19 protein-coding genes are annotated in these 23749 nt (G+C 40.2%); 6 read left to right on the top strand and 13 right to left on the bottom strand.

Annotated features, from left to right (window positions below):
* Positions 1–59 precede the first annotated feature (59 nt).
* Positions 60–2135 (top strand): M13 family metallopeptidase, encoded by a 2076-nt coding sequence (locus V6260_RS11450; protein WP_341594196.1) that lies wholly within the window; start codon positions 60–62, stop codon positions 2133–2135.
* A 100-nt stretch (positions 2136–2235) separates the two neighbouring features.
* Here the strand turns inward: V6260_RS11450 and V6260_RS11445 are convergent, their stop codons facing one another.
* The 3 genes from V6260_RS11445 to secA are packed head-to-tail and all read right to left on the bottom strand — an operon-like array spanning position 2236 to position 6476.
* Positions 2236–3303 (bottom strand): phosphotransferase enzyme family protein, encoded by a 1068-nt coding sequence (locus tag V6260_RS11445; protein WP_341594195.1) that lies wholly within the window; start codon positions 3301–3303, stop codon positions 2236–2238.
* Between the two features lie 5 nt (positions 3304–3308).
* The gene (gene mutT / locus V6260_RS11440) at positions 3309–3707 is read right to left on the bottom strand and encodes an 8-oxo-dGTP diphosphatase MutT (RefSeq protein ID WP_058547631.1); all 399 of its coding nucleotides are present in this window, start codon (positions 3705–3707) and stop codon (positions 3309–3311) included.
* A gap of 60 nt (positions 3708–3767) precedes the next feature.
* The gene (secA, locus tag V6260_RS11435; protein ID WP_341594194.1) at positions 3768–6476 is read right to left on the bottom strand and encodes a preprotein translocase subunit SecA; all 2709 of its coding nucleotides are present in this window, start codon (positions 6474–6476) and stop codon (positions 3768–3770) included.
* Positions 6477–7018: 542 nt separating this feature from the next.
* On the opposite strand from secA, the gene V6260_RS11430 reads away from it, so the two are divergent.
* Positions 7019–7789, top strand: a complete 771-nt coding sequence (locus V6260_RS11430; RefSeq protein ID WP_341594193.1) for an NADP-binding protein — start codon at positions 7019–7021, stop codon at positions 7787–7789.
* On the opposite strand, the gene hutH is transcribed toward V6260_RS11430, so the two are convergent.
* From hutH to hutC, 3 genes are all read right to left on the bottom strand, one after another.
* The gene (gene hutH, locus V6260_RS11425; protein ID WP_341594192.1) at positions 7786–9321 is read right to left on the bottom strand and encodes a histidine ammonia-lyase; all 1536 of its coding nucleotides are present in this window, start codon (positions 9319–9321) and stop codon (positions 7786–7788) included. The genes V6260_RS11430 and hutH overlap by 4 nt on opposite strands.
* A gap of 2 nt (positions 9322–9323) precedes the next feature.
* Positions 9324–10997 (bottom strand): urocanate hydratase, encoded by a 1674-nt coding sequence (gene hutU, locus V6260_RS11420; protein ID WP_341594191.1) that lies wholly within the window; start codon positions 10995–10997, stop codon positions 9324–9326.
* Between the two features lie 66 nt (positions 10998–11063).
* Positions 11064–11771 (bottom strand): histidine utilization repressor, encoded by a 708-nt coding sequence (gene hutC / locus V6260_RS11415; protein WP_341594190.1) that lies wholly within the window; start codon positions 11769–11771, stop codon positions 11064–11066.
* Between the two features lie 119 nt (positions 11772–11890).
* Between hutC and hutI the strand changes: the two genes are divergently transcribed.
* Positions 11891–13138 (top strand): imidazolonepropionase, encoded by a 1248-nt coding sequence (gene hutI, locus V6260_RS11410; protein WP_341594189.1) that lies wholly within the window; start codon positions 11891–11893, stop codon positions 13136–13138.
* A 78-nt stretch (positions 13139–13216) separates the two neighbouring features.
* Here hutI and V6260_RS11405 read toward each other — a convergent pair whose 3' ends face one another.
* Together V6260_RS11405 and rraA are read right to left on the bottom strand one after the other, a co-directional pair.
* Positions 13217–14263: a formimidoylglutamase gene (locus V6260_RS11405; protein WP_341594188.1), complete on the bottom strand. Its 1047-nt coding sequence runs from the start codon at positions 14261–14263 to the stop codon at positions 13217–13219.
* Between the two features lies 1 nt (position 14264).
* Positions 14265–14762 (bottom strand): ribonuclease E activity regulator RraA, encoded by a 498-nt coding sequence (rraA, locus tag V6260_RS11400; RefSeq protein ID WP_341594187.1) that lies wholly within the window; start codon positions 14760–14762, stop codon positions 14265–14267.
* 207 nt (positions 14763–14969) lie between these two features.
* On the opposite strand from rraA, the gene V6260_RS11395 reads away from it, so the two are divergent.
* The 3 genes from V6260_RS11395 to V6260_RS11385 all read left to right on the top strand — a co-directional run bounded on the left by V6260_RS11395 (position 14970) and on the right by V6260_RS11385 (position 18525).
* A complete protein-coding gene (locus V6260_RS11395) occupies positions 14970–15509 on the top strand; it encodes a phosphatase PAP2 family protein (RefSeq protein ID WP_341594186.1) in 540 nt (179 codons plus the stop codon).
* Positions 15506–16537 carry an MJ1255/VC2487 family glycosyltransferase gene (locus tag V6260_RS11390; RefSeq protein ID WP_341594185.1) on the top strand — a complete coding sequence of 344 codons (1032 nt, stop codon included), beginning with the start codon at positions 15506–15508 and terminating at the stop codon, positions 16535–16537. The genes V6260_RS11395 and V6260_RS11390 overlap by 4 nt, the downstream gene beginning before the upstream one ends.
* Positions 16538–16638: 101 nt before the next feature.
* A complete protein-coding gene (locus V6260_RS11385) occupies positions 16639–18525 on the top strand; it encodes a methyl-accepting chemotaxis protein (protein WP_341594184.1) in 1887 nt (628 codons plus the stop codon).
* A 29-nt stretch (positions 18526–18554) separates the two neighbouring features.
* Here the strand turns inward: V6260_RS11385 and V6260_RS11380 are convergent, their stop codons facing one another.
* The 5 genes from V6260_RS11380 to priA form a co-directional block, all read right to left on the bottom strand.
* Positions 18555–18929: a gamma-butyrobetaine hydroxylase-like domain-containing protein gene (locus V6260_RS11380; RefSeq protein WP_341594183.1), complete on the bottom strand. Its 375-nt coding sequence runs from the start codon at positions 18927–18929 to the stop codon at positions 18555–18557.
* Between the two features lie 62 nt (positions 18930–18991).
* On the bottom strand, positions 18992–20320 hold the full coding sequence (gene hslU, locus V6260_RS11375; protein WP_341594182.1) for an HslU--HslV peptidase ATPase subunit: 1329 nt from the start codon (positions 20318–20320) through the stop codon (positions 18992–18994).
* Between the two features lie 11 nt (positions 20321–20331).
* Entirely contained in the window at positions 20332–20850 is a 519-nt protein-coding gene (gene hslV / locus V6260_RS11370; protein WP_002958366.1) for an ATP-dependent protease subunit HslV, read from the bottom strand.
* Between the two features lie 79 nt (positions 20851–20929).
* Positions 20930–21457, bottom strand: a complete 528-nt coding sequence (locus tag V6260_RS11365; protein WP_341594181.1) for an SPOR domain-containing protein — start codon at positions 21455–21457, stop codon at positions 20930–20932.
* Between the two features lie 19 nt (positions 21458–21476).
* Positions 21477–23663: a primosomal protein N' gene (priA, locus tag V6260_RS11360; protein WP_341594180.1), complete on the bottom strand. Its 2187-nt coding sequence runs from the start codon at positions 23661–23663 to the stop codon at positions 21477–21479.
* Positions 23664–23749: the final 86 nt, after the last annotated feature.

Raw genomic sequence — 23749 nt, 5'->3', positions numbered from 1 at the left:
GCTATATTCAAGAATTTAATGGAGTTGGTATTAAATTCTAACTAACAAACGGAATCATTATGAATAAAGTAACAATGGCCGCTGCGAGCATAGCGCTTGCACTTGGTCTAGTAGGTTGTGGTGAAAAACAACAAGAAGCTAAAGTAACCGACGCTCCAGTAGCAACAGCACCGGCTGAAAAACCACTAGGGCTTGGTATTGAATTAGCTAATATGGATAGTTCCGTACGTGCACAAGACGATTTTTACTACCATGTAAACGGTGAGTGGCTAGCAAAAACTGAAATACCGGGTGATAAATCTAACTATGGATCTTTTTCACAGCTGTATGATGAGTCACAAAAAGCAATGAAAATAGCGCTTGAAAACGCAGCTGCGAATACAGAAGCTAAAGAAGGTAGTGATGAATATAAAATTGGTGCATTTTATAAAAGTTATATGGATATAGGTGCCCGAGAGGAATTAGGTATTTCACCACTTCAGCCTTCTTTAGATACAATTGATAGTGTTAAGTCTAAAGCCGATTTAGCTGGCCTAATGGCTAAAATTCAAAAGCAAGGTGCTAGCTTACCATTTGGTTGGTTTGTAAATAACGATGCTAAAAATTCAAGCGAATATGCATTGTACTTATCGCAATCAGGTCTTGGTTTACCGGACCGCGACTACTACTTAAAAGATGACGAAAAGTTCACTAAAATTCGTGCAGCTTACGAGCAATACATGACTGATATTTTAGCTAAATCAGGTGTTAAAAATGCCCCTGAGGCCGCTAAAAGTGTTATCGCATTTGAAAAGTCTTTAGCGGATGCACAGTGGAGCCGAGTGCAAAGCCGTGATGCAACAAAATCGTATAATAAGATGACGGTTGCCGATGCTGATAAACTAATGGGCGATTTTGATTTAGCTACGTTTTTTAAAGACGCTGGTGTGGATATACAAGAAATTATTGTGCGTCAGCCAAGCTACCTAGAAACATTTGCCGATGTGTATAAAAACACAGACGTAACAACGTGGAAAAACTATTTAAAATTCCATTTTGTGAGTGGCTATGCACAGCTACTTAGTGACGATTTAGTTGACCTTAAATTTAACTTTTACAGCACAACATTGCGTGGTGTAGAAGAGCAAGCGCCACTTTGGAAAAAAGCAGTTGATGCTTCTAACAGTGTACTGGGTGAAATTTTAGGTAAAGTGTACGTTAAAGATAACTTCCCGCCAGAAGCGAAAGCGCGTATGGAAGAGCTAGTTGATAACGTAATTAAAGGCTACGGTGTAGCTATTGAAAACCTTGAGTGGATGAGCCCTGAAACTAAGCTTGCTGCCCAAGAAAAGCTAAACAAATTTACCCCTAAAATTGGTTACCCAGATAACTGGAAAGACTACTCTGAGCTTAAAATTAATTCAGAAGAACTAGTAGGTAACTACATTCGTTACAGTGAATGGGCTTACAAAGACATGATTGCTAAATTAGGCAAGCCTGTTGATCGTTCTGAGTGGCACATGACGCCGCAAACGGTAAATGCTTATTACAATCCTGTAAACAACGAAATTGTATTTCCTGCCGCCATTTTACAACCGCCTTTCTTTAATTTAGAAGCGGATGATGCTGTAAACTACGGTGCAATTGGCGCGGTAATTGGCCACGAACTTGGTCACGGTTTTGACGACCAAGGTGCTAAATACGACGGTGACGGTAACCTACGTAATTGGTGGAGCGAGACTGACCTTAAACAGTTTGAAGAGCGTACAGGTGCACTCGTTGCACAATACAATGAGTATAAGCCGTTTGAAGATGCAGGTGTTAACGGCGAGCTAACGCTTGGCGAAAACATTGGTGATTTAGGTGGCTTAACCGTAGCGCATAAAGCATATATGTTATCTTTAGGCGATAGCAAAGCACCGGTAATTGATGGTTACACAGGCGATCAACGCTTCTTTATGGGATGGGCTCAAATTTGGCGTCGTAAGTATCGTGATGAAGAGTTACGTAACCGCTTAATGACAGACCCACATTCACCAAGCCACTACCGTGTAATCGGTATCTTGTCGAACATGCCAGAATTTTATGAAGCGTTTGACGTAAAAGAAGGCGACAAAATGTATATCAAACCAGAAGATCGCGTAAAAATTTGGTAATTGATATTTATCTTAATTAGCTTAACCGAACTTTGGCTAACTTAATAAAAAACCAGCAAGTGTTTAGCTTGCTGGTTTTTTTATACCAATAACATTGCTGCTATTGCATGAGGGTTTTATGCATCCAGCTTTCATTATTTAAAATATTTTTGTACAGAGCCAATTGGTTTTGAGCTCGTTCTAAATTATGTTCTGCATGGATGGTTTTAAAATACACATCGTTATTTAAGTAATCAGTTAAAAAACGCACGCAAAGCATTAACGGCATAATTTTAGCGCCAAGCAACAAGCTTGATTGTTCTGCCTTACTCATAACAGGCTTAAGGGGAGCTAGGTAGCCCTTAACGAGCGCCTCAAAAATCTCTTTACGAATAACTACTTTATCAAGGTTGGTCGAGTCTTCTGCCTCAGCGCAGCAAAATGTACGTACCATGTCACCAAAGTCATATAGTAAAAACCCTGCCATACAGGTATCTAAATCGATAACCGCTTTTGCTTTATGCGTATTACTACAATACAGCATATTATTTATTTTAGTGTCGTTATGGCATACGCGAATAGGTAAGTCGGCGGCTATATCACTGAGTTCTTTAATTAAATGCTGCTGCGATAAGCAATAGGCTATTTCGCTTTCACTGCGTATGAGCCGCTTATCAGTACTTGTATTGATAGCTGAGTTTAACTGCTTAAAGCGCATAGCTAAGTTATGAAAATCCTCAATAACAGTATCAAGCATTGCAGCGTCAAAATCATGAAGGGCGCTTGCAAAGGTGCCAAATGCTAAAGCTGCTTGATGTGCTTGCTCTTTGGTTTTAACTACATCGTCACTAAAGCTGTACTTAATAAAGTTAAGTACTCGGTATTGCTCGTTTTCAATACTTATTAAGTACTCGTTGGTGCGTGTGCGTATGTGTTTAACAATCTCGAGCGGGTAGCTGTTACTTTGCTGTTTAGCGCATAAGTGCTGTTCAATTAATTTTGCATTGTTAATGAGTTGCACAGGGTGTTTAAATACATGGGTATTGAGCTTTTGCACAATAAATTGCTGTGACGCATTACTAAGCAGCCATGTCGTATTTATGTGCCCGCTACCTATAGCGCTAACCTGAGTTTGTTTAGGGTTTAGCGCTAAAAGCTCACTTAACTTATTTTGAATTAACGTATTCATTTTACTTACGCGTATCGAGCTTGTATTTTTTCAATAATATCAGCGTTAGCCGCAGGGAAGTCGTAGTTACTAAGCTCGCTAATGGCTACCCATTCGCTTGGTTGTCCTTCAGCGCCACGTGCTTCACCGCTAAAATTACTAACTACATGAATATCAAGTTTTACACATTTATCGCCGTAGTCATGCTCAATCACCATTAGCTGGCTGGAGCTGTGAATTGTGATCCCCACTTCTTCTGTTAGTTCACGCTTAAGTGCTGCAAATACGCTTTCGCCAGCTTCTACTTTGCCACCCGGAAATTCCCATAAGCCACCTTGATGTTGCTCATCACCGCGCTTACAAATAAATATGGCATTGTTTTTTTTAATAACACCTACGGCTACATTTACTATTTTTATTGTCATATTTTTACTCCATAAAAAAAGCGACGCTAGCGTCGCTTTTTAATTACTTACAATACGTGGTTATTTTAATTTACCACAACACTGTTTGAATTTTTGACCCGAACCACAAGGACACGGATCATTACGGCCAACTTTTGGCTCTGTTCTAGCCATTACTGTTGCGCTTTGAGGTGCTTCGCCGCCTACGTGCTCAGCTTCTTCATGCTGGTACTCGTGAGGAGCGTTTTCACTCTTGCGATGTTGCTCTTCTACTTTTTCAACATCTTCTTCTGCGCGTACTTGTACTTTACTTAAAATGCTTACTACATCAACTTTTAAGTTTTCAAGCATTTCAGAGAACAGTTCAAACGACTCGCGTTTGTACTCTTGCTTTGGATTCTTTTGCGCGTAACCTCGTAAGTGAATACCTTGGCGTAAGTGATCCATTGCAGCAAGGTGATCTTTCCAGTGCTGATCAAGACTTTGTAGCATTATCGCTTTTTCAAACTGGCGTAGTACAGAGTCGCCAACTTGCTCTTCTTTTTGCTTGTATGCTTGCTCAACCGCTTGCTCAATACGCTCACGAAGTTTTTCTTCGTAGAGTTTATTGTCATCAGCCAGCCATTGTGAAATAGGCAGCTCAATTAGGAAATCTTGTTTTAAGCGCTCTTCAAGGCCAGGCACATCCCACATCTCAGCAAGGCTTTGCGGTGCAATGTACTGGTCAATAACACCAGCAAGTACATCACCACGGATAGCTGTGATAGTTTCTGAAATATCGCCTTCTTCAAGCAGTTCGTTACGCTGAGAGTAAACAACACGACGTTGATCGTTTGCTACATCATCGTATTCAAGTAGTTGCTTACGTACATCAAAGTTACGTGCTTCTACTTTTCGTTGTGCGTTTTCAATTGCGCGGTTAACCCATGGGTGCTCAATTGCTTCACCGCGTTGCATACCTAGTTTACGCATCATGTTAGTCATGCGTTCGCCGGCAAATATACGCATTAGCGCATCATCCATTGATAGGTAAAAACGACTAGAGCCGGCATCACCTTGACGACCAGAACGACCACGTAACTGGTTATCTATACGGCGCGATTCGTGACGCTCAGTACCAATGATGTGTAAACCGCCAGCATCAATTACTGCATCATGGCGTATTTTCCATGCCGCTTTAATTTCAGCAATTTGATCATCTGTTGGATTTTCTAGTTTTTCAACTTCGCTGTTCCAGTTGCCGCCAAGCACGATATCGGTACCACGACCGGCCATGTTGGTTGCAATAGTAACAGTACCAGGTAAACCTGCATCCGATACAATGTCAGCTTCTTGCGCGTGGAATTTAGCATTAAGTACGTTGTGCTTAATTTTTTCTTTGCGTAAAAACTGTGATAAATACTCAGAGCTTTCAATCGAAATAGTACCTACAAGCACAGGCTGTCCGCGCTCTTGGCAATCTTTAATATCAATTAAAATGGCTTCGTATTTTTCTTCTTGCGTTAAGTAAACTAAATCGGCGCGATCATCACGGATCATTGGTTTATTGGTTGGCATAACAACAGTATCTAAGCCGTAGATAGACTGAAATTCAAAAGCTTCAGTGTCGGCTGTACCGGTCATACCTGCTAATGTTTCGTATAAACGGAAGTAGTTTTGGAACGTAATAGAGGCAAGCGTTTGGTTTTCGTTTTGAATTTTTACACCTTCTTTAGCTTCAACTGCTTGGTGTAAACCTTCAGACCAGCGGCGGCCTTCCATAGAGCGACCTGTATGCTCATCGATAATGATTACTTCGTTTTCTTTTACAACGTAATCAACATCTCTTTGATATAGTTTGTGCGCGCGAAGAGCGGCATAAACGTGGCTTAGTAGCGTAATGCTAGCAGCTGAATAAAGTGAGTCACCTTCTTCAATTAAACCGCGCTCAGTAAGTAGCTCTTCAACTTTAATTTGACCACGTTCAGTTAAGTGAACTTGCTTAGATTTTTCATCAATGGTGTAATCACCGTCACCTTCAACACCTTCCTCATCTTCTTTTTCTTGAAGTTCAAGTAAAGGAACTATGGTGTTGATTTCAGTGTATAACTCAGAGCTATCCTCTGCTGGGCCTGAAATAATCAGTGGAGTACGCGCTTCATCGATTAAGATTGAATCCACTTCATCAACCACGGCATAAAATAACGGGCGCTGTACACGTTCTTCAATACTAAAGGCCATATTGTCACGAAGGTAGTCAAAGCCAAATTCGTTATTAGTACCATATGTAATGTCAGCAGTATAAGCCTGCTTTTTCTGCTGTGGCATCATACCGGGTACATTACAGCCAACTGTTAAACCTAAAAATTCGAATAACTCTCGGTTGGTTTCAGCATCACGCTTTGCAAGATAGTCGTTCACGGTAATTACGTGAACCCCTTTACCTGTTAAGCCATTTAGATAAGCGGGTAGAGTTGCTGTGAGTGTTTTACCTTCACCGGTACGCATTTCTGCAATACGACCTTGATGTAAAACCATACCACCTAATAACTGCACGTCGAAATGACGCATGCCGTTTACACGTTTTGACGCTTCACGTACTACTGCAAATGCCTCTGGTAGAATGTCGTCAAGGCTTTGCCCGTTATCGTAACGTTCTCTAAACTCAGCTGTTTTAGCTCTTAAATCTTCATCAGAAAGCGCTTCAAGTTGCGTTTCTAGCGCATTAATTAGCGCGACCGTCTTTCTTAAGTTTTTAATAGTGCGGTCATTGCGACTACCAAAAAGCTTGGTAAATAAATTAGATATCATGATAAAACCGTTACAATGTATTCTTTGTTAGCCGAGTATCGGCTAACCCATTTTTAACAATTGGTAATTAATATGTGCTTTCAAGTAACACTTAGTACATATTAATTAGCAATTTTGTATTAAACCGTTCAAAAAGCACTGTTTATTACGTGCGCTACTATACCAGACTCTGCTAAACAACAAACTATCTCAAGGGAAAGATTTGTATATAAAATCGAAAAATTTGATCTGGTTCCTAAAAATAACTTTGTATTATTAAGCTTCAGTAAACATAGCTGTTAACTGTAAAGATATGGTGCTAAATAAATTAAAAACAAGGGCCGTATTTATGCTTAAATTTAATTTATAAATATGTATCTTCAAAGCGTTATTTTTACTCTTAATTTAATCGATGATACTTTAAATACCGATGCTGGATTTTGTGTAATAGTAAATTTCAACGCAAGTGTATATATTATTTTAATCTTGCAGATTATCTAACATCATGGTTAGTTTGAATTAAAGAATACTTATTTTCTTTTAAAATGGTGGTGCTCGTAAAAATGGATAATAAAAGTAATAAATTAGTAGTATTAGGTGCCGGTTGGTTAGGACATGCTTTATGCGTAAGTGCGCAAAAATCTGATTGGCAAGTACAAGGAACGCATAGAACAGATATACACGAGTTTGATTTTGAGCGTCAATTTTCACTTGAAGATGGGCAACTAACACATCAAATTGATTTACAAGATGCTTATTGGGTATGTGCTATTCCACCACGTAGCAGGCACAGTGAAAGTAATTATCCTGAAACACTCACCACAGCGCTTAAGCTTTCAAAGGAGTTAAACGCAAAGGGCTTTTTATTGTGCTCATCAACCGGGGTATACGATCAAGAGCCTGGTGTGTATAGCGAAAGTAGCGATATTTCATGCACAAACGAGCGCCAAATAAAGCTCTATGAAGCTGAAGAGCAAGTGCTTGAACAAGATGGCAAAGTACTTCGTTTAGCTGGATTACTGGGGCCTAATAGAGAGCCGGGGCGTTTTGTGGCAGGCAAAGAGCTTAATACATCAAGTGAGCAAGTGGTGAATATGGTGCATCAACAAGATGTAATAAATGCTATTTTTGCAGTGATAGAGCACTGGCAAGTAGGGCAAAATATTTATAATGTGGTTAATCCTGCGCACCCCACAAAAGCTGCATATTACGCGATGAAGTGTCAGCAACATGATGGTGAAATGCCAACGTTCACAGGAACTGATTCGGCTGAGCGCAAAGTATTAGGCTCAGCCATTGAAGCCTTAGGGTTTAGCTATCAGCACGGTATTTAATATGCTGAAGGCAGAGGGTTGCTCTTTATAAAGTCGCATAACTTACCTTCACTTAGTAATGTATTAGCTGCTTCGATATCGGGAGCAAAGTAGCGGTCTTTATCATAATAACTCACATACTCGCGTAACAACGCTTTAGCGCTTTGCACTTTATCTGATGGTTCAAGCGGCTTTCTAAATTCTAACCCTTGAACCGATGCTAACCATTCTATTGCCAAAACACCTTGGGTATTATTGGCCATTTCATCTAATCGCCTTGCTGCAAAGGTTGCCATAGAAACATGATCTTCTTGATTTGCAGATGTAGGCAAGCTATCGACCGAAGCCGGATGCGCTAACGATTTGTTTTCTGATGCAAGCGCTGCTGCGGTAACTTGGGCAATCATAAATCCTGAATTTACACCGCCGTTTTCAACTAAAAATGGCGGCAATTTGGATAGGTTTGAATCGATAAGTAATGCAATTCTCCTTTCTGCTAATGCGCCAATTTCGGCAATTGCGATTGCTAAGTTGTCAGCGGCCATTGCAACGGGCTCTGCATGAAAGTTTCCTCCCGATATTATGTCGCCTACATCGGCAAAAACTAGCGGATTATCGGTTACACCGTTTGACTCGCATAGTAACACTTCTGCAGCTTGGCGTATCTGAGTTAGGCAAGCACCTAGCACTTGAGGCTGGCAGCGAAGGCAATAAGGGTCTTGTACTTTTTCACAATTGACGTGGGAGTTACTAATTTGAGAGTGCGTATCGAGTAGCTCTCTAAATACTTGAGCGGTGTCTATTTGTCCGCGCTGTCCGCGAATTTCATGGATACGCGCATCAAATGGCGCACGACTGCCCATTGCAGCTTCTATGCTTATCGAGCCGATAACGCAGCTTTGTGCATATAAGTTCTCGCTTCTAAATAGGCCTTGTAGTGCAAACGCAGTCGACGCTTGTGTGCCATTTAATAATGCTAAGCCTTCTTTAGCTGCAAGTGTTAGGGGCTCAAGCCCTGCTATTTTTAACCCTTGTGCTGCGCTAATTATTTCTCCTTTATGTCGCATTTGACCTTCAGCTAATAAAGGTAGGCACATATGCGCAAGAGGGGCTAAATCCCCCGATGCCCCTACGGAACCTTTTTTAGGCACGCATGGATATACTTCGCTACTAAGCAGCTGCATAAAAAATTGGATTACTTGCAGGCGAATGCCCGAATAGCCACGTGAAAGCGAGTTTACCTTTAGGGTGATCATTAACCTTACTGTGCTGTCATCCATGTATTCGCCAATACCCGCAGCGTGTGAAAGCACAATGGAGCGCTGTAATAATTCAAGTTCGTCGTCGGCAATTTTGGTATTGGCTAATAACCCAAAGCCTGTGTTAATCCCGTATACAGTGCGGTGCTCATTAATAACGTTTTGAACAGTTTGCGCGCTTGATGCTATTTGCGACTCGGCATGCTTTGCAAGGCTTAACTTTACCGGTGAATTATTAATTTTTCTTAATGTGTTTAAATCAAGTGATCCTGGTGTGAGAGTAAGTTCGAACATGATCATTCCTCGTTTAACATTGGTAGGTCTAAATTTTGTTCTTTAGCGCAGTTTTTTGCTATGTCGTATCCAGCATCAGCATGGCGCATTACACCCGTTGCAGGGTCATTCCACAGTACGCGAGCAATACGCTCTTTAGCTTCATTTGTACCATCGGCAACAATAACTACACCAGAGTGCTGACTAAATCCCATTCCTACACCGCCACCATGATGAAGCGACACCCAAGTAGCGCCACTTGCGGTATTAAGCAGTGCATTGAGTAGTGGCCAATCTGATACTGCATCTGAGCCATCTTTCATGCTTTCTGTTTCGCGGTTAGGGCTGGCAACTGAGCCAGAGTCGAGGTGGTCACGACCAATAACGATAGGGGCTTTAAGTTCGCCATTTTTAACCATTTCATTAAAGGCCAGTGCAAGGCGCGCTCTATCTTTTAGGCCAACCCAGCAAATACGTGCAGGTAGCCCTTGAAATTGTATACGTTCCCGCGCCATATCAAGCCAGTTATGCAAATGTGCATCATCAGGAATAAGCTCTTTTACTTTAGCGTCGGTTTTATATATATCTTCAGGGTCGCCTGATAATGCGACCCATCTAAATGGTCCAATACCTTCACAAAATAAAGGGCGAATATAGGCAGGCACAAACCCAGGAAAATCAAACGCGTTGGTAACACCTTCATCAAACGCCATTTGACGAATATTATTACCGTAATCGGTAGTGGCGGCACCGGCTTTTTGTAGTGCCAGCATCGCTTTAACTTGGACTGCCATTGATTGTTTAGCAGCTTTTACTACGGCTTTTGGATCTTGCTCACGCATTTTTGCAGCGTACTCCATTGTCCATTTTTGTGGTAAGTAACCATTTAATGGATCGTGAGCTGATGTTTGATCCGTGACTACATCAGGGGTAATGCCTGTTTTAACCAGTGTACTAAAAATATCGGCAGCGTTACCTAGTAAACCCACTGAGAGGGCTTTACCTTTAACACATGCATCGGTTATTAATTGCAGTGCGTGTTCAAGATTTGTTGCTTTTACATCAACGTAGCCTGTTTTTATACGAAAATCGATACGGCTTTCATCACATTCAACAACTAGTGCACTAAAGCCAGCCATTGTAGCGGCAAGTGGTTGCGCACCGCCCATACCACCAAGACCACCTGTTAATACCCACTTACCACTAGCGCTACCTGCAAAGTGTTGCTTTGCCATAGCTACAAAGGTCTCATAAGTTCCTTGTACTATGCCTTGCGAGCCAATATAAATCCAAGAACCCGCCGTCATTTGCCCGTACATCATCAAGCCTTTTTTATCGAGCTCATTAAAATGCTCCCAATTTGCCCAATGTGGAACAAGGTTTGAGTTAGCAATAAGTACGCGAGGGGCATTACTGTGGGTTTTAAATACACCAACGGGTTTTCCTGATTGTACAAGCAGGGTTTCATCGTTTTCAAGTCTATCGAGGGTTTCTATAATTTTGTCATAACTTGGCCAATCACGAGCTGCTCGACCAATACCACCATATACAACAAGTGCATGAGGATGCTCTGCAACTTCAGGGTCTAAATTATTCATTAGCATGCGCTTAGCAGCTTCTGTTTGCCAGCTTTTAGCACTTATTTTATCGTCATGAGGTGCACGTATTACGCGACTTGTGTCGAGTCGGTTGTTCATGTTTTACTCCTGTTGTATATACAAGATAATTTGTTATAAAAAAAGCGCAGTAAGCGCTATTATTTGTTATTTTTTAAATGTTAAGTGACCACCTAAGCGATATTTACTGCCTGGTGATACAAGGCGTGCAAAACTTACAATGCCGTTAATAGACCAGGTGCGTCGGATTACTTGTAAGCATGGCTCTTCATTATATAAGTTTAACCATTGACACATTTCGCTGTTTGGCATAATGGCTTCTACGGTATGTCTTGCTTGGGTAAGTGGTGCAACACTAGATAGATATTCATGAGGTGTAAGCGTGCTAAAGTCTTGTTGTAAGTAACCAGGGGCAAGTGCAGGGTTTACAAAACGCTCTTCTAGCTGCAAAGGGCTGTCGTTTTCGTTATGCACAAGTACACTTCGATATACAACACTGTCAATCTCAACACCAAGCGCAATGGCAATAGGCGCGACTGCATTTATTGATTCAAGTATGAGTACACTACAGGTGTAGTTGCCGTTACGTTCTTTTACTTCATCAGCAATGTTTTTTATTTCGAGCAACGATGACTGCGATTTAAATGTGGCCACAAATGTACCTAACCCTTGGCTGCGGGTTAAAATACCTGCCTCGGTTAATTCGCTTAATGCTCGGCGGGCTGTCATTCTGCTCACACTAAATTGATTACTTAGTTCGTTTTCAGAGGGAACACGTTGGTTTTCTTGCCACGTACCGCTGCGAATTTTATCAACAATGAATTGTTTTATTTGCGCAAATTTAGGTGTCGTCATTAAATTTATGGTTACATTAAAAATAAACTATATAAATAAGATGACACAATTACCTTGTATATACAAGATGGGTTGTTAGACTATATTTTCATCACTCTGGGCGTAAAAAGGGCTGTAAAATGCAAAGCACAACACAAAATTATGAGTTAGAAGAAATCGACTTACTTTTAGCTGATGCCAATATTGCCACTATGGATAGCAATATAAATGCCCCTTATGGCGCAGTTGAAAATGCTGCTATAGCCATTAAAAATGGTAAAATTGCGTGGATTGGAGAGCAATCAACATTGCCTAGTTTTGATGTGTTATCAACGCCGACATTGAGTGTAAAAGGACAATGGTTAACGCCGGGCTTAATAGATTGCCATACTCACTTAGTATTTGCAGGTTCAAGGTCGCAAGAGTTTGAGCAGCGCTTGCAGGGTGTAAGTTATGAGCAAATTGCAACGCAAGGCGGTGGCATAGCAAGTACGGTTAAAGCCACAAGAGCAGCCGACCGTGAACAATTGTTTGTTGATGCAAAAGATCGCTTAAATACGTTATTAAAAGAAGGTGTAACCACCGCTGAAATAAAGTCGGGTTATGGGCTAGATACTGAAAACGAGATAAAAATATTAGAAGTCGCTCGTTTATTAGGTGAACATCACCCTATTGATATAAAAACTACTTTTTTAGGGGCACATGCTCTACCGGCTGAATACAAAGGCCGTGCTGATGAATATATTGATTTAGTGTGTACTGACATGCTTGATCAGGTAGTGGCTAATAACCTTGCTGATGCAGTCGATGTATTTTGTGAAAATGTAGGCTTTAGTTATTCGCAAACCAAACGTGTTTTCCAGGCGGCTAGAAAGCATAACCTCCCAGTAAAATGCCATGCTGAGCAGTTATCTAATCAACATGGTGCTGAGCTGGTGGCGCAGTTCAATGGCCTTTCGGCAGATCATATTGAGCATCTTGATGAAGAAGGTGTAAAGGCCATGGCAAACGCCGGAACGGTCGCGGTGTTATTGCCCGGTGCATTTTATTTTTTAAGAGAAACTAAATTCCCACCTATTGAGTTACTTAATCAATATAAAGTACCTATAGCTATTGCGAGTGATTTTAATCCTGGTACTTCACCGCTGTGCTCAGTGCACTTGATGATGAATATGGCATGCACATTGTTTAGATTAACACCCGAGCAAGCATTGGCAGGTGTTACTCGTAATGCAGCTAAAGCACTAGGGTTAGACGACCGTGGTATTTTAAAGGTGGGTGCAAGAGCTGATATTGCGCATTGGCAAATAAGTCACCCATCACAATTAAGTTACCAATTTGGCGTAAATAAACTATTAAATTTATGGACTTTGGGTAGAGCGAGTTAGTATTACTTCGTTCACAGTTGGTCTGATTTTTACGTAAAAATGCCGATATAAAATATGCTGACATATAAAAGAGCTTCTCTAGAGCTCTTTTGCTTGTAGGTAACTATTTGTAAGGGCACTAATAATTTGTCCAGAATATATCATACCAAAATTTAGCCCACTAGGGTGCTCTGAGGGAGCAGCTTCACATAAATGTAAGTATTTAGCATTACGGTTACTTGCAGCTAAATGTACAAAGTGTTCAGCATCACTTACATTAAAACCGCTGCAATTATAAGCGCTTACTGGCATGTAAGTAATACTATCTAAATCAACCTCAATTCCAAGTGGTGCACTGCTAAAGTTATTAATACTATGAGAGACTGCATCGCTTAAGGTAACTTCTCTTCTTACTTTAATTGATTGATAGCTGGTGAAATTAAAATTTGCTTCGGTCATAGCATTAATTATAGCTTGATTATTTTTAAGTTCATGTAAGCCAATTACGTGATAGCTATTTAAATGTTGTTCATTATAGGCATAACGAAACCCATTTCCGCTGTGGCGGCCTTCACACTCCCTAAAGTCTGCATGAGGATCAAAGTTGATAGCATTGATAGGCGTGTTTTCAGATTTGCTTAACGCCCGAATTATTCCCAAACAATTATTATGGCCGCCGCCAATAACTATTGGTTCAAGTCCTGCTTTAAAAATAAGGCTTAATATTAGCTCTACGCGTTCATCAAGCTGTCGGCATAGATCTCGTAATTTAACTAATTGTTCTGGTTGTTGATTATTAAGTAAATTACTTTTTTCCATCAAATCATCAGTATTTACTTCACCGAGTAGCAATACTTTTTGAGTAGCGATAAATTGATTATGAGGTTGGTTTAAAAAATGTTTTAAAAAAGCGGGCCATGCTTTATCGGCACCACCAGTGCCTAAATTTGCTCTAGGGCCTATGTCTTCGCAAATACCGAGTAGCACATAACGAATTCCAAATTGGGCTGCATCAATAAGTGCTTGCTGAACATTTATTTTCGTGTCGAGTAAAGCCATTGACTGCCAAGCTTTTTTCTCACCTAGGCGGGAAGAACAAAGTATTCTAACCGCGTTTTCATCATATACTTTTAGGTGAGAGGCCACGTTATACTTCTACGACTTCCAATTCTAACTCTTCTGCAGATAAAATAATGCCAGTGCTATCAGCATAAATAAAGTCGTCATCGAAAAATGATACACCTGCAAAGTTAACACCTATAGCATCTTCGCCAGCACCTTCGCTGTCGGCTGCAACAGGGATAGAGGCAATTGCTTGAATGCCTAAATCAAGTTCTTCAAGTTCATCAACATGGCGTACTGCGCCGAAAACAATAATACCATTCCAATTATTTTCGAGTGCTAGTTCTGCTAGTTCAATATCGATTAGTGCGCGACGAGTTGAACCACCACCGTCAATTAGAAGTACTAAGTCTGTACCATCTTGAGAAAGTAATTCACGGATCAGTTCGTTATTTTCAAAACATTTAACCGTTTTAATGCGACCACCAAAACTGTGTTGACCACCAAAGTTGATGAACATTGGCTCTAGCACGTCAACCACATCAGCAAAGTGGTCGCATAAATCAGAAGTGCTGTAATCCATTATTTTATCCTCAAAAGATACATTAATTTATTCCTCAGTATACCCTCCTTATAGGCAATAACAACGACTTAATCGCAGTAAATTTAGACAAAACAAGGACTGAATCATTAATAGCAATAATAGTGTATTAAAAACGTCACTCAATTGTTATTTACAGCACATAAGCTGAATCGGTGTTTATATATTATGGCAATGAGGACATAGGCGATGAACAACAATAATATGCTTAAAAGACTAGCTCAGATAGATGAGCAGCTATTTTTAACTTTGTTTAATTGCAACTCACCTAGGTGGTTAAAAGCAATGGCCTTTGGGTTCTCTAAAAGCGGTGATGGTGGGCTTTATATTTTAATATGCTTAGTAGTATGGTGGCTTAGTAATAATGAGCCGCATCAATTATTACCTGCAACTATATTAATTGGTTTTGCTATAGAAAGACCTATCTACCTGCTAGCTAAAAATAGATTTGCTCGGATCCGTCCATGCGATTGTCTAGTAAACAATGCCTATATAGTACCAAGTGATAAATTTAGTTTGCCATCGGGTCACAGTGCTGCTGCTTTTTTAGTAGCAATTATATTAAGCCACTTTTTTTCAGAATATACATGGGTACTACTTACCTGGGCTGCGGGTGTAGCTATCTCTCGAGTTTTATTAGGCGTTCATTTTCCTGCTGATATTATTATAGGTGCAACTATTGGTAGTTGCTGCGGTTTATTGGCGCTAGCGTTAGTGGTACCTGTATGAAAATATTATATGGGGTACAGGGAACTGGTAATGGGCACATAACCCGTGCACGCGTTATGGCTAGTTGTTTTAATGAACTCGGTATTGATGTTGACTATGTTTTTTCAGGGCGAGTAAATAATGATTACTTTGATATGCACGAATTTTCAGATTATAGAGCGTTTCGTGGTTTATCATTTAGTACTCAAAATGGACAAGTAAAGAGTTTAGCAACACTGAAAAATGCGCGAATTTGTAACCTAGTTAGTGATATTAAGTCACTTAATATAAAACAGTACGATTTTGTGCTTAACGATTTTGAGCCAATTACAGCGTGGGCTGCAAAGCGAGTTGGTATACCAGTTATAGGCATTAGTCACCAAGCCTCGTTTTTGTCAGATAATGTACCTATGTCTGGTCGTGGCATTCTTAGAAAGTCACTTATTAAACATTATGCGCCTGCATCTATTTACTTAGGTGTACACTGGCAACCATTTGCAAATAATATAATACCGCCCTTTATTGCTCAGCATAATCATGAAAACCCTGTAGCAGTAATGAATAAGGTATTGGTATATTTACCTTTTGAAAACTTAGATAGCGTTGTTGATTACTTAAAAGATTTTCCTGAAAAAGAGTTTTATTGTTACCACCCTAATGCATCTAATAACTCTTTTGGACATATACATTTGCGATCTCCCTCACGTTCTGGCTTTTTAAATGATTTAGCAAACACTAGCGGAGTTATAGGTAATGCAGGGTTTGAGCTTGCCAGTGAAGCGCTTAAGTTAGGTAAGAAGTTACTATTAAAGCCTTTAGATGGGCAGTTTGAACAAACAGCAAATGCACAAACTTTATTTGCAATGGGCATGGCGCATGTTATGAACTATTTAAACCCGCAAGCCCTCGATGACTGGAATAGCGCCCCGCAAAATAAGCAAATAAATTATCCTAGCAACCCAGCGCCATTAATTGATTGGTTGTTAATAAAGCAGTGGCATAACACTCAATTACTTCATAATAATTTGTGGGCGAATGTGCGTATTTAACTTCTACTTTAGAGAGCCTTTCATAACTAAATAAAAATAAGAAATGTATTACCTATTATTAAGTTATAATAATGTAGCGTATAAATTTATAGGTAATTAGCATGCGGTTTTTAGAAAATTTAACAATTAAGCGACGTTTACAATTAAACTCAGTTGTAGTGGGTTTAGCTATGTTACTGCTTTTATTCGTGATCATGTATGAATCGCGAACCACAATGGCTTTAAATAATACAGTGCAATTAGCCCAAGAGCTTAATATGCATGAATTAGAACTTCGGAAGTATGAAAAAAACTTTTTATTTTATAAACAAGGAGATGCACTCACTTCATTCGAGAAAGAATATAGCATACTGCTTCAAAAATTAGAGCAATTAGAAGCATCAATGAACCAACTTAGTATGGTTGAAGATATAAACAAAGTAGAACAATTTGAAACGTTCTTGAAAGCCTATAAAAACGATTTTGATAATGTGGTTTTATTACAAAAGAAAATTGGATTGAACCCAAAGGATGCCTTATATGGCAAGCTTAGAAATTCAGTGCATCAAGTTGAAGAATTATTAAATACACAAAATGACTTTCAACTATTAACGTTAATGTTGCAGCTTAGACGCTCAGAAAAAGACTTTATGCTTCGTTTTGATACAAAGTACTTAGCGCGCTTTAATGATGATCTAGAAAGCTTACAATCAAAGCTCGCTAACTCAACACTAAATGACAATACAAAAAATGATTTAAAAGATTTGCTTTCAACGTATCAAAATGCATTTAAAACGTTAGTCGAAGCTCAGGTGGAGCTTGGCCTTGATCTTGATTCAGGCGCATTAGGTGCAATGCGTTCAAGTGTTGATAAGAGTGATTCAGTTGTAACTCAGGTAGTACAAAGTACGAAATTGAAAGTGCAAACAAGCGTATCGCAAGCAAAAATGTTAGCCGTTAGTATTTTTGTAATTGCAGGTATTATTGTATTGGTATTAGTTTATTTTACTAGCCGTTCTATAATTCTCCCCATTGAGCGCGTTTATCACACTATCAATAATATTCGCCGCAGTAATGATTTAAGAATCACGATCGAAGAAACAGGCAAAGATGAAGTTACCATTATGAGTGCTGATTTCAACAGCTTAATTGGTGATTTTAATAACTTAATAAACGAAGTGAATGGCGCATTAAATACGTTAAATATTGCAACAGAACATTTATCAAAAAGCACTACCGAAACAAGCTCTGGTATGCAGGAGCAATTAGAAGAGGCTGATATGGTTGCAACTGCAGCGACTGAAATGCAAGCAACTATCCAAGACATTGCACAAAATACAGAAGCCGCAGCTAAAAAAGCAGAATCCACTAATATAAGCGCGCAACAAGGTCGAACAGAAGTTGAAAATACAATTGGGCATATCAAAGGGCTTTCAGGCGCGTTAGATAATGCATCAGCTGTTGTATCTCAGCTTGAGAAAGATGGTGAAACGATCGGCTCGGTGCTTGATGTTATTCGATCAATTGCAGATCAAACTAACTTACTCGCACTAAACGCTGCAATTGAAGCGGCTAGAGCTGGCGAGTATGGCCGCGGCTTTGCCGTTGTTGCTGATGAAGTGCGAACGCTTGCACAGCGCACCCAAGAGTCAACAAGTGAAATTGAAGGTATAATAAATACACTACAACAGCGAACTCAGGAAGTTGTCAGCATTATGCTTGATTGTCGAGCGCAAGGTGATGAAAGTGCATCGCAGGCAATGAAAACAGGGGCGTTATTGGGTGCAATTACAGATGATGTAAAAACTATTATGGAAATGAGTACGCAAATTGCTGTAGCTATTGAGCAGCAAAGCCAAGTCGCTTCAGAGGTGAATAAAAATGTTGTTCGGATCCGTGACATTGCACAAACAGCATCAGGGAATGCTGCCAGTAATGCACAAACAAGTGAAGAAGTGTCTGAGCAAGCACGTGTTCTATTCACTGCAATTGATAAGTTTAAGGTGTAATAACGCTTAATAGTGCGCGTCTATAAAGTTTAAGGAACAAACTTTATAGGCACGTTATCTTTACTTTCTTCATGCTCAGTTACCCGCGCTAAGTATTCACTCCATAACGTATCTTGTTGCTGCTGTAGTTTTTCAAAGTAGCGCCAGCTAAATAGCCCGCTATCATGGCCATCGTCAAAATCTAAACGCAGTGCATAATGACCAACTGGTACTATGTTTTTTATTCCTACAGCTTGCTTATTAAGTACTAACTTTATTGGGCCAGTGCCGTGGCCTTGCACCTCTGCTGAAGGGGAGTGAACACGTAAAAACTCACAGCTAAATACAGCTTTACTGTCATCATCAAAGTAAACATCAAGGTTTCTGCTCACACTGTGATAATGTACTTTTGTTACGTGTTTCATTTTATATGTCCCATTAAAAAGCCCCCGTTCTGGAGGCTTTTAGTATAACGTTTATATTCGTTCTATAGAATAAAGCGGCTTAAATCTTCATCTTTAACAAGTGCACCTAAATGTTTTTCAACATAAGCGGCATCGATTACTAATGATGAGCCTGCTTTTTCAGAAGCATCGTATGAAATCTCTTCCATCAGCCTTTCCATTACAGTATGCAAACGACGGGCACCGATGTTTTCAGTTTTCTCGTTAACTTGCCAAGCAGCTTTAGCAATACGCTCAATGGCATCATCGCTAAACTCAACATCAACTTGCTCCGTTTTAAGAAGTTCGCGTTGTTGCTCAGTAAGTGAAGCATGCGGCTCTGTAAGAATACGTTTAAAGTCATCAGCAGTGAGTGCTTCAAGCTCAACACGAATTGGCAAACGACCTTGCAGCTCTGGGATCATGTCTGATGGTTTAGACATTTGAAATGCACCAGAGGCAATAAATAGCATGTGGTCTGTTTTAACCATACCGTGCTTAGTATTTACCGTTGAACCTTCAATTAGCGGTAGTAGATCGCGCTGTACCCCTTCACGGCTAACATCAGGGCCTGACGAATCGCCACGCTTACAAATTTTGTCTATTTCATCAATAAACACAATACCATTTTGCTCTACTGCAAAAATAGCCTGCTCTTTTAGCTCTTCAGGGTTAACTAATTTAGCTGCTTCTTCTTCCGTTAATAGCTTGAAGGCTTCTTTTATTTTTAATTTACGTTTAGTGCGCTTATCACCACCCATGTTTTGAAACATGCTTTGCAGCTGGTTGGTCATATCTTCCATACCAGGAGGCGCCATAATTTCTACATTTGGCTGTGCTTGTGCTAAATCAATTTCGATTTCTTTATCATCAAGCTGGCCTTCGCGTAGTTTTTTACGGAACGTTTGACGAGTTGATGAATTATCATCACGCTGCGTTTCACCGTATTGATCTTTCGCTGGTGGTAAAAGTGCATCTAAAATACGCTCTTCTGCAGCTTCTTCGGCGCGGTGCTTAAACTTTTTAGTTTGTTGCTCGCGAGTCATTTTAATCGATACATCAACTAAATCGCGAATGATGGTTTCAACTTCTTTACCAACATAACCCACTTCCGTGAATTTAGTCGCTTCTACTTTAATAAATGGTGCATTGGCCAATTTTGCTAAACGGCGTGCAATTTCTGTTTTACCTACACCTGTAGGACCAATCATTAAAATATTTTTTGGTGTAACTTCGCTGCGCAAATCATCATTGAGTTGCATACGACGCCAGCGGTTGCGAAGTGCAATAGCGACTGCTTTTTTAGCTTTAGCTTGGCCAATAATATGTTGATCAAGCTCGTGAACGATTTCTCTTGGAGTCATAGCAGACATAGCAATTCCTATTATAATTCTTCAATTGTTTGGAAGTTATTAGTAAATACGCAGATATTGCCTGCAATAGTTAAGCTTTTCTCTACTATTTCACGAGCGCTTAAATCTGTATTTTCTAATAGAGCAGTAGCTGCTGATTGGGCAAAGTTACCGCCGCTGCCAATGGCAATTAGGTCGTTTTCTGGCTGCACAACATCACCATTACCGGTAATGATTAAAGAGGCCGTTTCATCGGCAACCGCAAGGAGGGCTTCAAGTTTTCTGAGGGCTCTGTCGCTGCGCCAATCTTTGGCCATTTCTACTGCAGCTTTGGTAAGGTTACCTTGGTGCATTTCTAGTTTGCTTTCGAAGCGTTCGAAAAGGGTAAAGGCATCAGCAGTTCCGCCAGCAAAACCAGCGATTACTTTGCCATTATAAAGACGTCGAACTTTGCGGGCATTGCCCTTCATCACGGTATTACCAAGTGAAACTTGGCCATCGCCGCCAATTACTACTTTGTCGCCACGGCGTACACTTACAATAGTGGTCATGTTATTCCTCATCATCGAGTTGCATTGGCAACTCGTAAAAAACGATTATGATGAGGTTATATGGGTGAATGGTTTATTTTCAAGTCCAGCCCCAAATTCCGCAGCCGACTATTTTTACACGTTTTAGTTTGTTCTTATCACTTTCGGCTTGGCGTTTGGTTTTATAAGGGCCTAAGCGTACTTTGTACCAAATTCCATTGCTGCCTTTTGCTTCTTTTATTTCAGAAATTAGCCCAGCAAACGCTATCTTAGCTTTAAGTGATTCGGCTTGTGCATGAGTTTTAAACGAACCGCACTGCATAACATACGGACCTTTCTGCTCAATTTCTTTTACCTCAACCTGAATCTCGTGCTCTCTAATTTCTTTAATAAACTCAGGAGTGCGTGGTATCGCTACTTCTACTTTTTTTGCAGGAGTTGGGTTAGCTTGTTTTTCTACCAGTTTTGGGTCGGCATTACTTTTTATAAACCATAACCCGTAAGCAAAGCCGCCAAAAAGAATGAGGGCAACAAGAACTAATAGGATAGGAAAGGGCTTTTTAGCCGGCGCTTGTTTTTTACTATTTCTGCCTGCAGGCTTTTTATTAATATAATCGTGCTGTGCCATGGTGTTATTGTGGCCTTAACTAAATCATGTCTATAGGGTCTACATCTAAGCTCCAGCGAACTTTTTGGGCGAGTTTGCTAGTACTTAAATAATCAACCATTTGCGAAAGATACTGGTGTAATACGCGGCGATCTTGCGCTTGAATATGTAATTGAAAACGATACATGCCTGCAACTCTTTCAAGAGGTGCGGGGATCGGACCAAGCAATTGTATACCAGATACCCCATTTACAGGAACCAAATCTGTCAAAAAATCGACGACTTGTTTAATACTGTGTCCCTGTGCTCTGACAATCGCCATATTAGTGATTGGCGGTAAATCAGCGTCGTCCCGCTCGCTTAAAGCAAAACGGGCAAAGTCTTGATAGCCGTTATTAACTAAATCTTGTAAAAGAGGGTGCTCTGGAAAGTGCGTTTGTAATAATACCTGCCCAGGTTCGCCAGAGCGACCAGCACGTCCTGCTACTTGCGTAACTAACTGTGCTAAGTGTTCTGTTGCTCTAAAATCGCAAGAGTATAAACCGCTATCTACATCTAAAATAAGGACCAAGCTTACATCTGCAAAGTGATGACCTTTAGCAAGCATTTGTGTACCTACTAAAATGCGTGCGCCCCCGAGGTTTATTTCATCCAGTGCTTTTTCAAGGCTCCCTTTGCGGCGGGTCGAATCGCGATCTATACGTGTTACTGGTGTGTCAGGAAACTCGCTCGATAAAAACTCTTCTATTTGCTCAGTCCCTTTACCGTTTGGAAATATTTGCGTGCTTCCGCAGTCAGGGCATTGATGAGGAACAGGGTATTGATCGCCACAGTGGTGACAGATCATTTGGCCAATCGCTTTATGAAAAGTAGCACTGGTACTGCAGCGTTTACATTCACTTAGCCAGCCACATTCATGGCAAATAAGAGTGGGTGAAAAACCTCGACGATTTAAAAAAACCATAACCTGTTTACCGCGATTTAAGTGCTGACGCATCGTTGCAAGGCTTGCATGTGCAATACCTGCTTGGTCGGGTTGGCCTTTCATATCGAGTAACTTAAATTGGTTATCTGTCTCAGTTTGTGCCCGCTCGGTTAAACTTAGTAGCTGATATTTGTTATTAATTGCTTTGTGAAGTGTTTCAAGTGCGGGTGTAGCACTGCCTAATATTAGCGGTATTTTATGTTGAAAAGCTCTGTATGCGGCTAAATCACGAGCATGGTAACGAAGGGTATCTTGTTGCTTAAATGATGAATCGTGCTCTTCATCAACAACAATCATACCGAGTTTTAAAAATGGCAGAAAAATACTCGAACGTGTGCCTATAACTATTGCACAACTGCCTTTTTCGCAAAAACGCCATGTTTGCAATCGCTCGTTGTCGGTAAGGGCTGAATGCCAAAGCATAATAGGTGTATCAGGAAAGCGGCGACGAAAACGGTTTACAGTTTGTGGCGTTAAGCCTATTTCTGGCACTAATACTAATGCTTGCTCGCCACGTTTTAATACTTCTTCTAGGCACTGTAAATACACTTCTGTTTTACCACTGCCAGTTACGCCTTCTAGTAAAAAGCTGCTAAATCCGGTGCTTTGATTTATTGCTGTACAGGCAACTGCTTGTTCTTTATTAAGTACAGGTTTATTACCGACAGTTGGTGCAACGCTTTGCCATTGGTTATCGTGTTCAATAGTTTGCGTAATGAGTTCTTTATCTATTAGGCTATCTATTGTTTTTTTACTAAAGCCAAGTGCTTTTAATTCGGTTAACGATGATTTCCCCGATTGCGACAACTGTTTTAATAAATTGAGTTGTGTTTTGGCTTTTAATGACGGTACTTTTGCGCCTTTTTCTGTCAGAGCAACCATGTTAATACTGGTTTTATCTGGTGATTCACCTTGGCGAAGTGCGCTAGGTAGTGCTATGTGAATAGTTTCGCCTAAGGGATAGCAATAATAGCGGGCAGTAAAGCTAAGAAGTTCTAAATGTTGAGCACTTAAAATAGGGGTGTCATCTATTGCCTCTATAATATTCTTAATTTTATCTAAAGGGACGCCGGTACTTTTTTTAATACCCAGAACAACAGCCACTTTTTTTTGATTACCAAAAGGCACTAAAACCCGCATGCCCGGTTGTATAGGTGTTGATAAGCCACTGAGCTGCTCTTCTATTTTATAATCAAAGGTGCGTGGAAGCGGGACTTTAATAGCAACTTCAACAAAACTCATAACAACTCAACCCGTAAAATTAATGCTGTAATGTACTAAAAATACCGTTAAAAACCTACTAGCAATAGTACTTGAGAAAGAGATTG

This window comes from Pseudoalteromonas aliena, assembly GCF_038155085.1.
In the GTDB taxonomy this organism is placed as follows: domain Bacteria; phylum Pseudomonadota; class Gammaproteobacteria; order Enterobacterales; family Alteromonadaceae; genus Pseudoalteromonas; species Pseudoalteromonas aliena_A.
Note: the sequence above shows the minus strand (reverse complement) of the source record. Positions and strands in the feature narration are given on the sequence as shown.

What these genes read in the sequence shown, in the direction of transcription:
- V6260_RS11380 (WP_341594183.1), bottom strand. Translation starts at nt 18,929, where the DNA reads ATGAAACACGTAACAAAAGTACATTATCACAGTGTGAGCAGAAACCTT.
- mutT (WP_058547631.1), bottom strand. Translation starts at nt 3,707, where the DNA reads ATGACAATAAAAATAGTAAATGTAGCCGTAGGTGTTATTAAAAAAAAC.
- hslV (WP_002958366.1), bottom strand. Translation starts at nt 20,850, where the DNA reads ATGACCACTATTGTAAGTGTACGCCGTGGCGACAAAGTAGTAATTGGC.
- V6260_RS11395 (WP_341594186.1), top strand. Translation starts at nt 14,970, where the DNA reads ATGAACAACAATAATATGCTTAAAAGACTAGCTCAGATAGATGAGCAG.
- V6260_RS11450 (WP_341594196.1), top strand. Translation starts at nt 60, where the DNA reads ATGAATAAAGTAACAATGGCCGCTGCGAGCATAGCGCTTGCACTTGGT.
- V6260_RS11430 (WP_341594193.1), top strand. Translation starts at nt 7,019, where the DNA reads ATGGATAATAAAAGTAATAAATTAGTAGTATTAGGTGCCGGTTGGTTA.
- priA (WP_341594180.1), bottom strand. Translation starts at nt 23,663, where the DNA reads ATGAGTTTTGTTGAAGTTGCTATTAAAGTCCCGCTTCCACGCACCTTT.
- hutU (WP_341594191.1), bottom strand. Translation starts at nt 10,997, where the DNA reads ATGAACAACCGACTCGACACAAGTCGCGTAATACGTGCACCTCATGAC.
- hutC (WP_341594190.1), bottom strand. Translation starts at nt 11,771, where the DNA reads ATGACGACACCTAAATTTGCGCAAATAAAACAATTCATTGTTGATAAA.
- secA (WP_341594194.1), bottom strand. Translation starts at nt 6,476, where the DNA reads ATGATATCTAATTTATTTACCAAGCTTTTTGGTAGTCGCAATGACCGC.
- hutH (WP_341594192.1), bottom strand. Translation starts at nt 9,321, where the DNA reads ATGTTCGAACTTACTCTCACACCAGGATCACTTGATTTAAACACATTA.
- rraA (WP_341594187.1), bottom strand. Translation starts at nt 14,762, where the DNA reads ATGGATTACAGCACTTCTGATTTATGCGACCACTTTGCTGATGTGGTT.
- V6260_RS11445 (WP_341594195.1), bottom strand. Translation starts at nt 3,303, where the DNA reads ATGAATACGTTAATTCAAAATAAGTTAAGTGAGCTTTTAGCGCTAAAC.
- V6260_RS11390 (WP_341594185.1), top strand. Translation starts at nt 15,506, where the DNA reads ATGAAAATATTATATGGGGTACAGGGAACTGGTAATGGGCACATAACC.
- hslU (WP_341594182.1), bottom strand. Translation starts at nt 20,320, where the DNA reads ATGTCTGCTATGACTCCAAGAGAAATCGTTCACGAGCTTGATCAACAT.
- V6260_RS11365 (WP_341594181.1), bottom strand. Translation starts at nt 21,457, where the DNA reads ATGGCACAGCACGATTATATTAATAAAAAGCCTGCAGGCAGAAATAGT.
- V6260_RS11385 (WP_341594184.1), top strand. Translation starts at nt 16,639, where the DNA reads ATGCGGTTTTTAGAAAATTTAACAATTAAGCGACGTTTACAATTAAAC.
- hutI (WP_341594189.1), top strand. Translation starts at nt 11,891, where the DNA reads ATGCAAAGCACAACACAAAATTATGAGTTAGAAGAAATCGACTTACTT.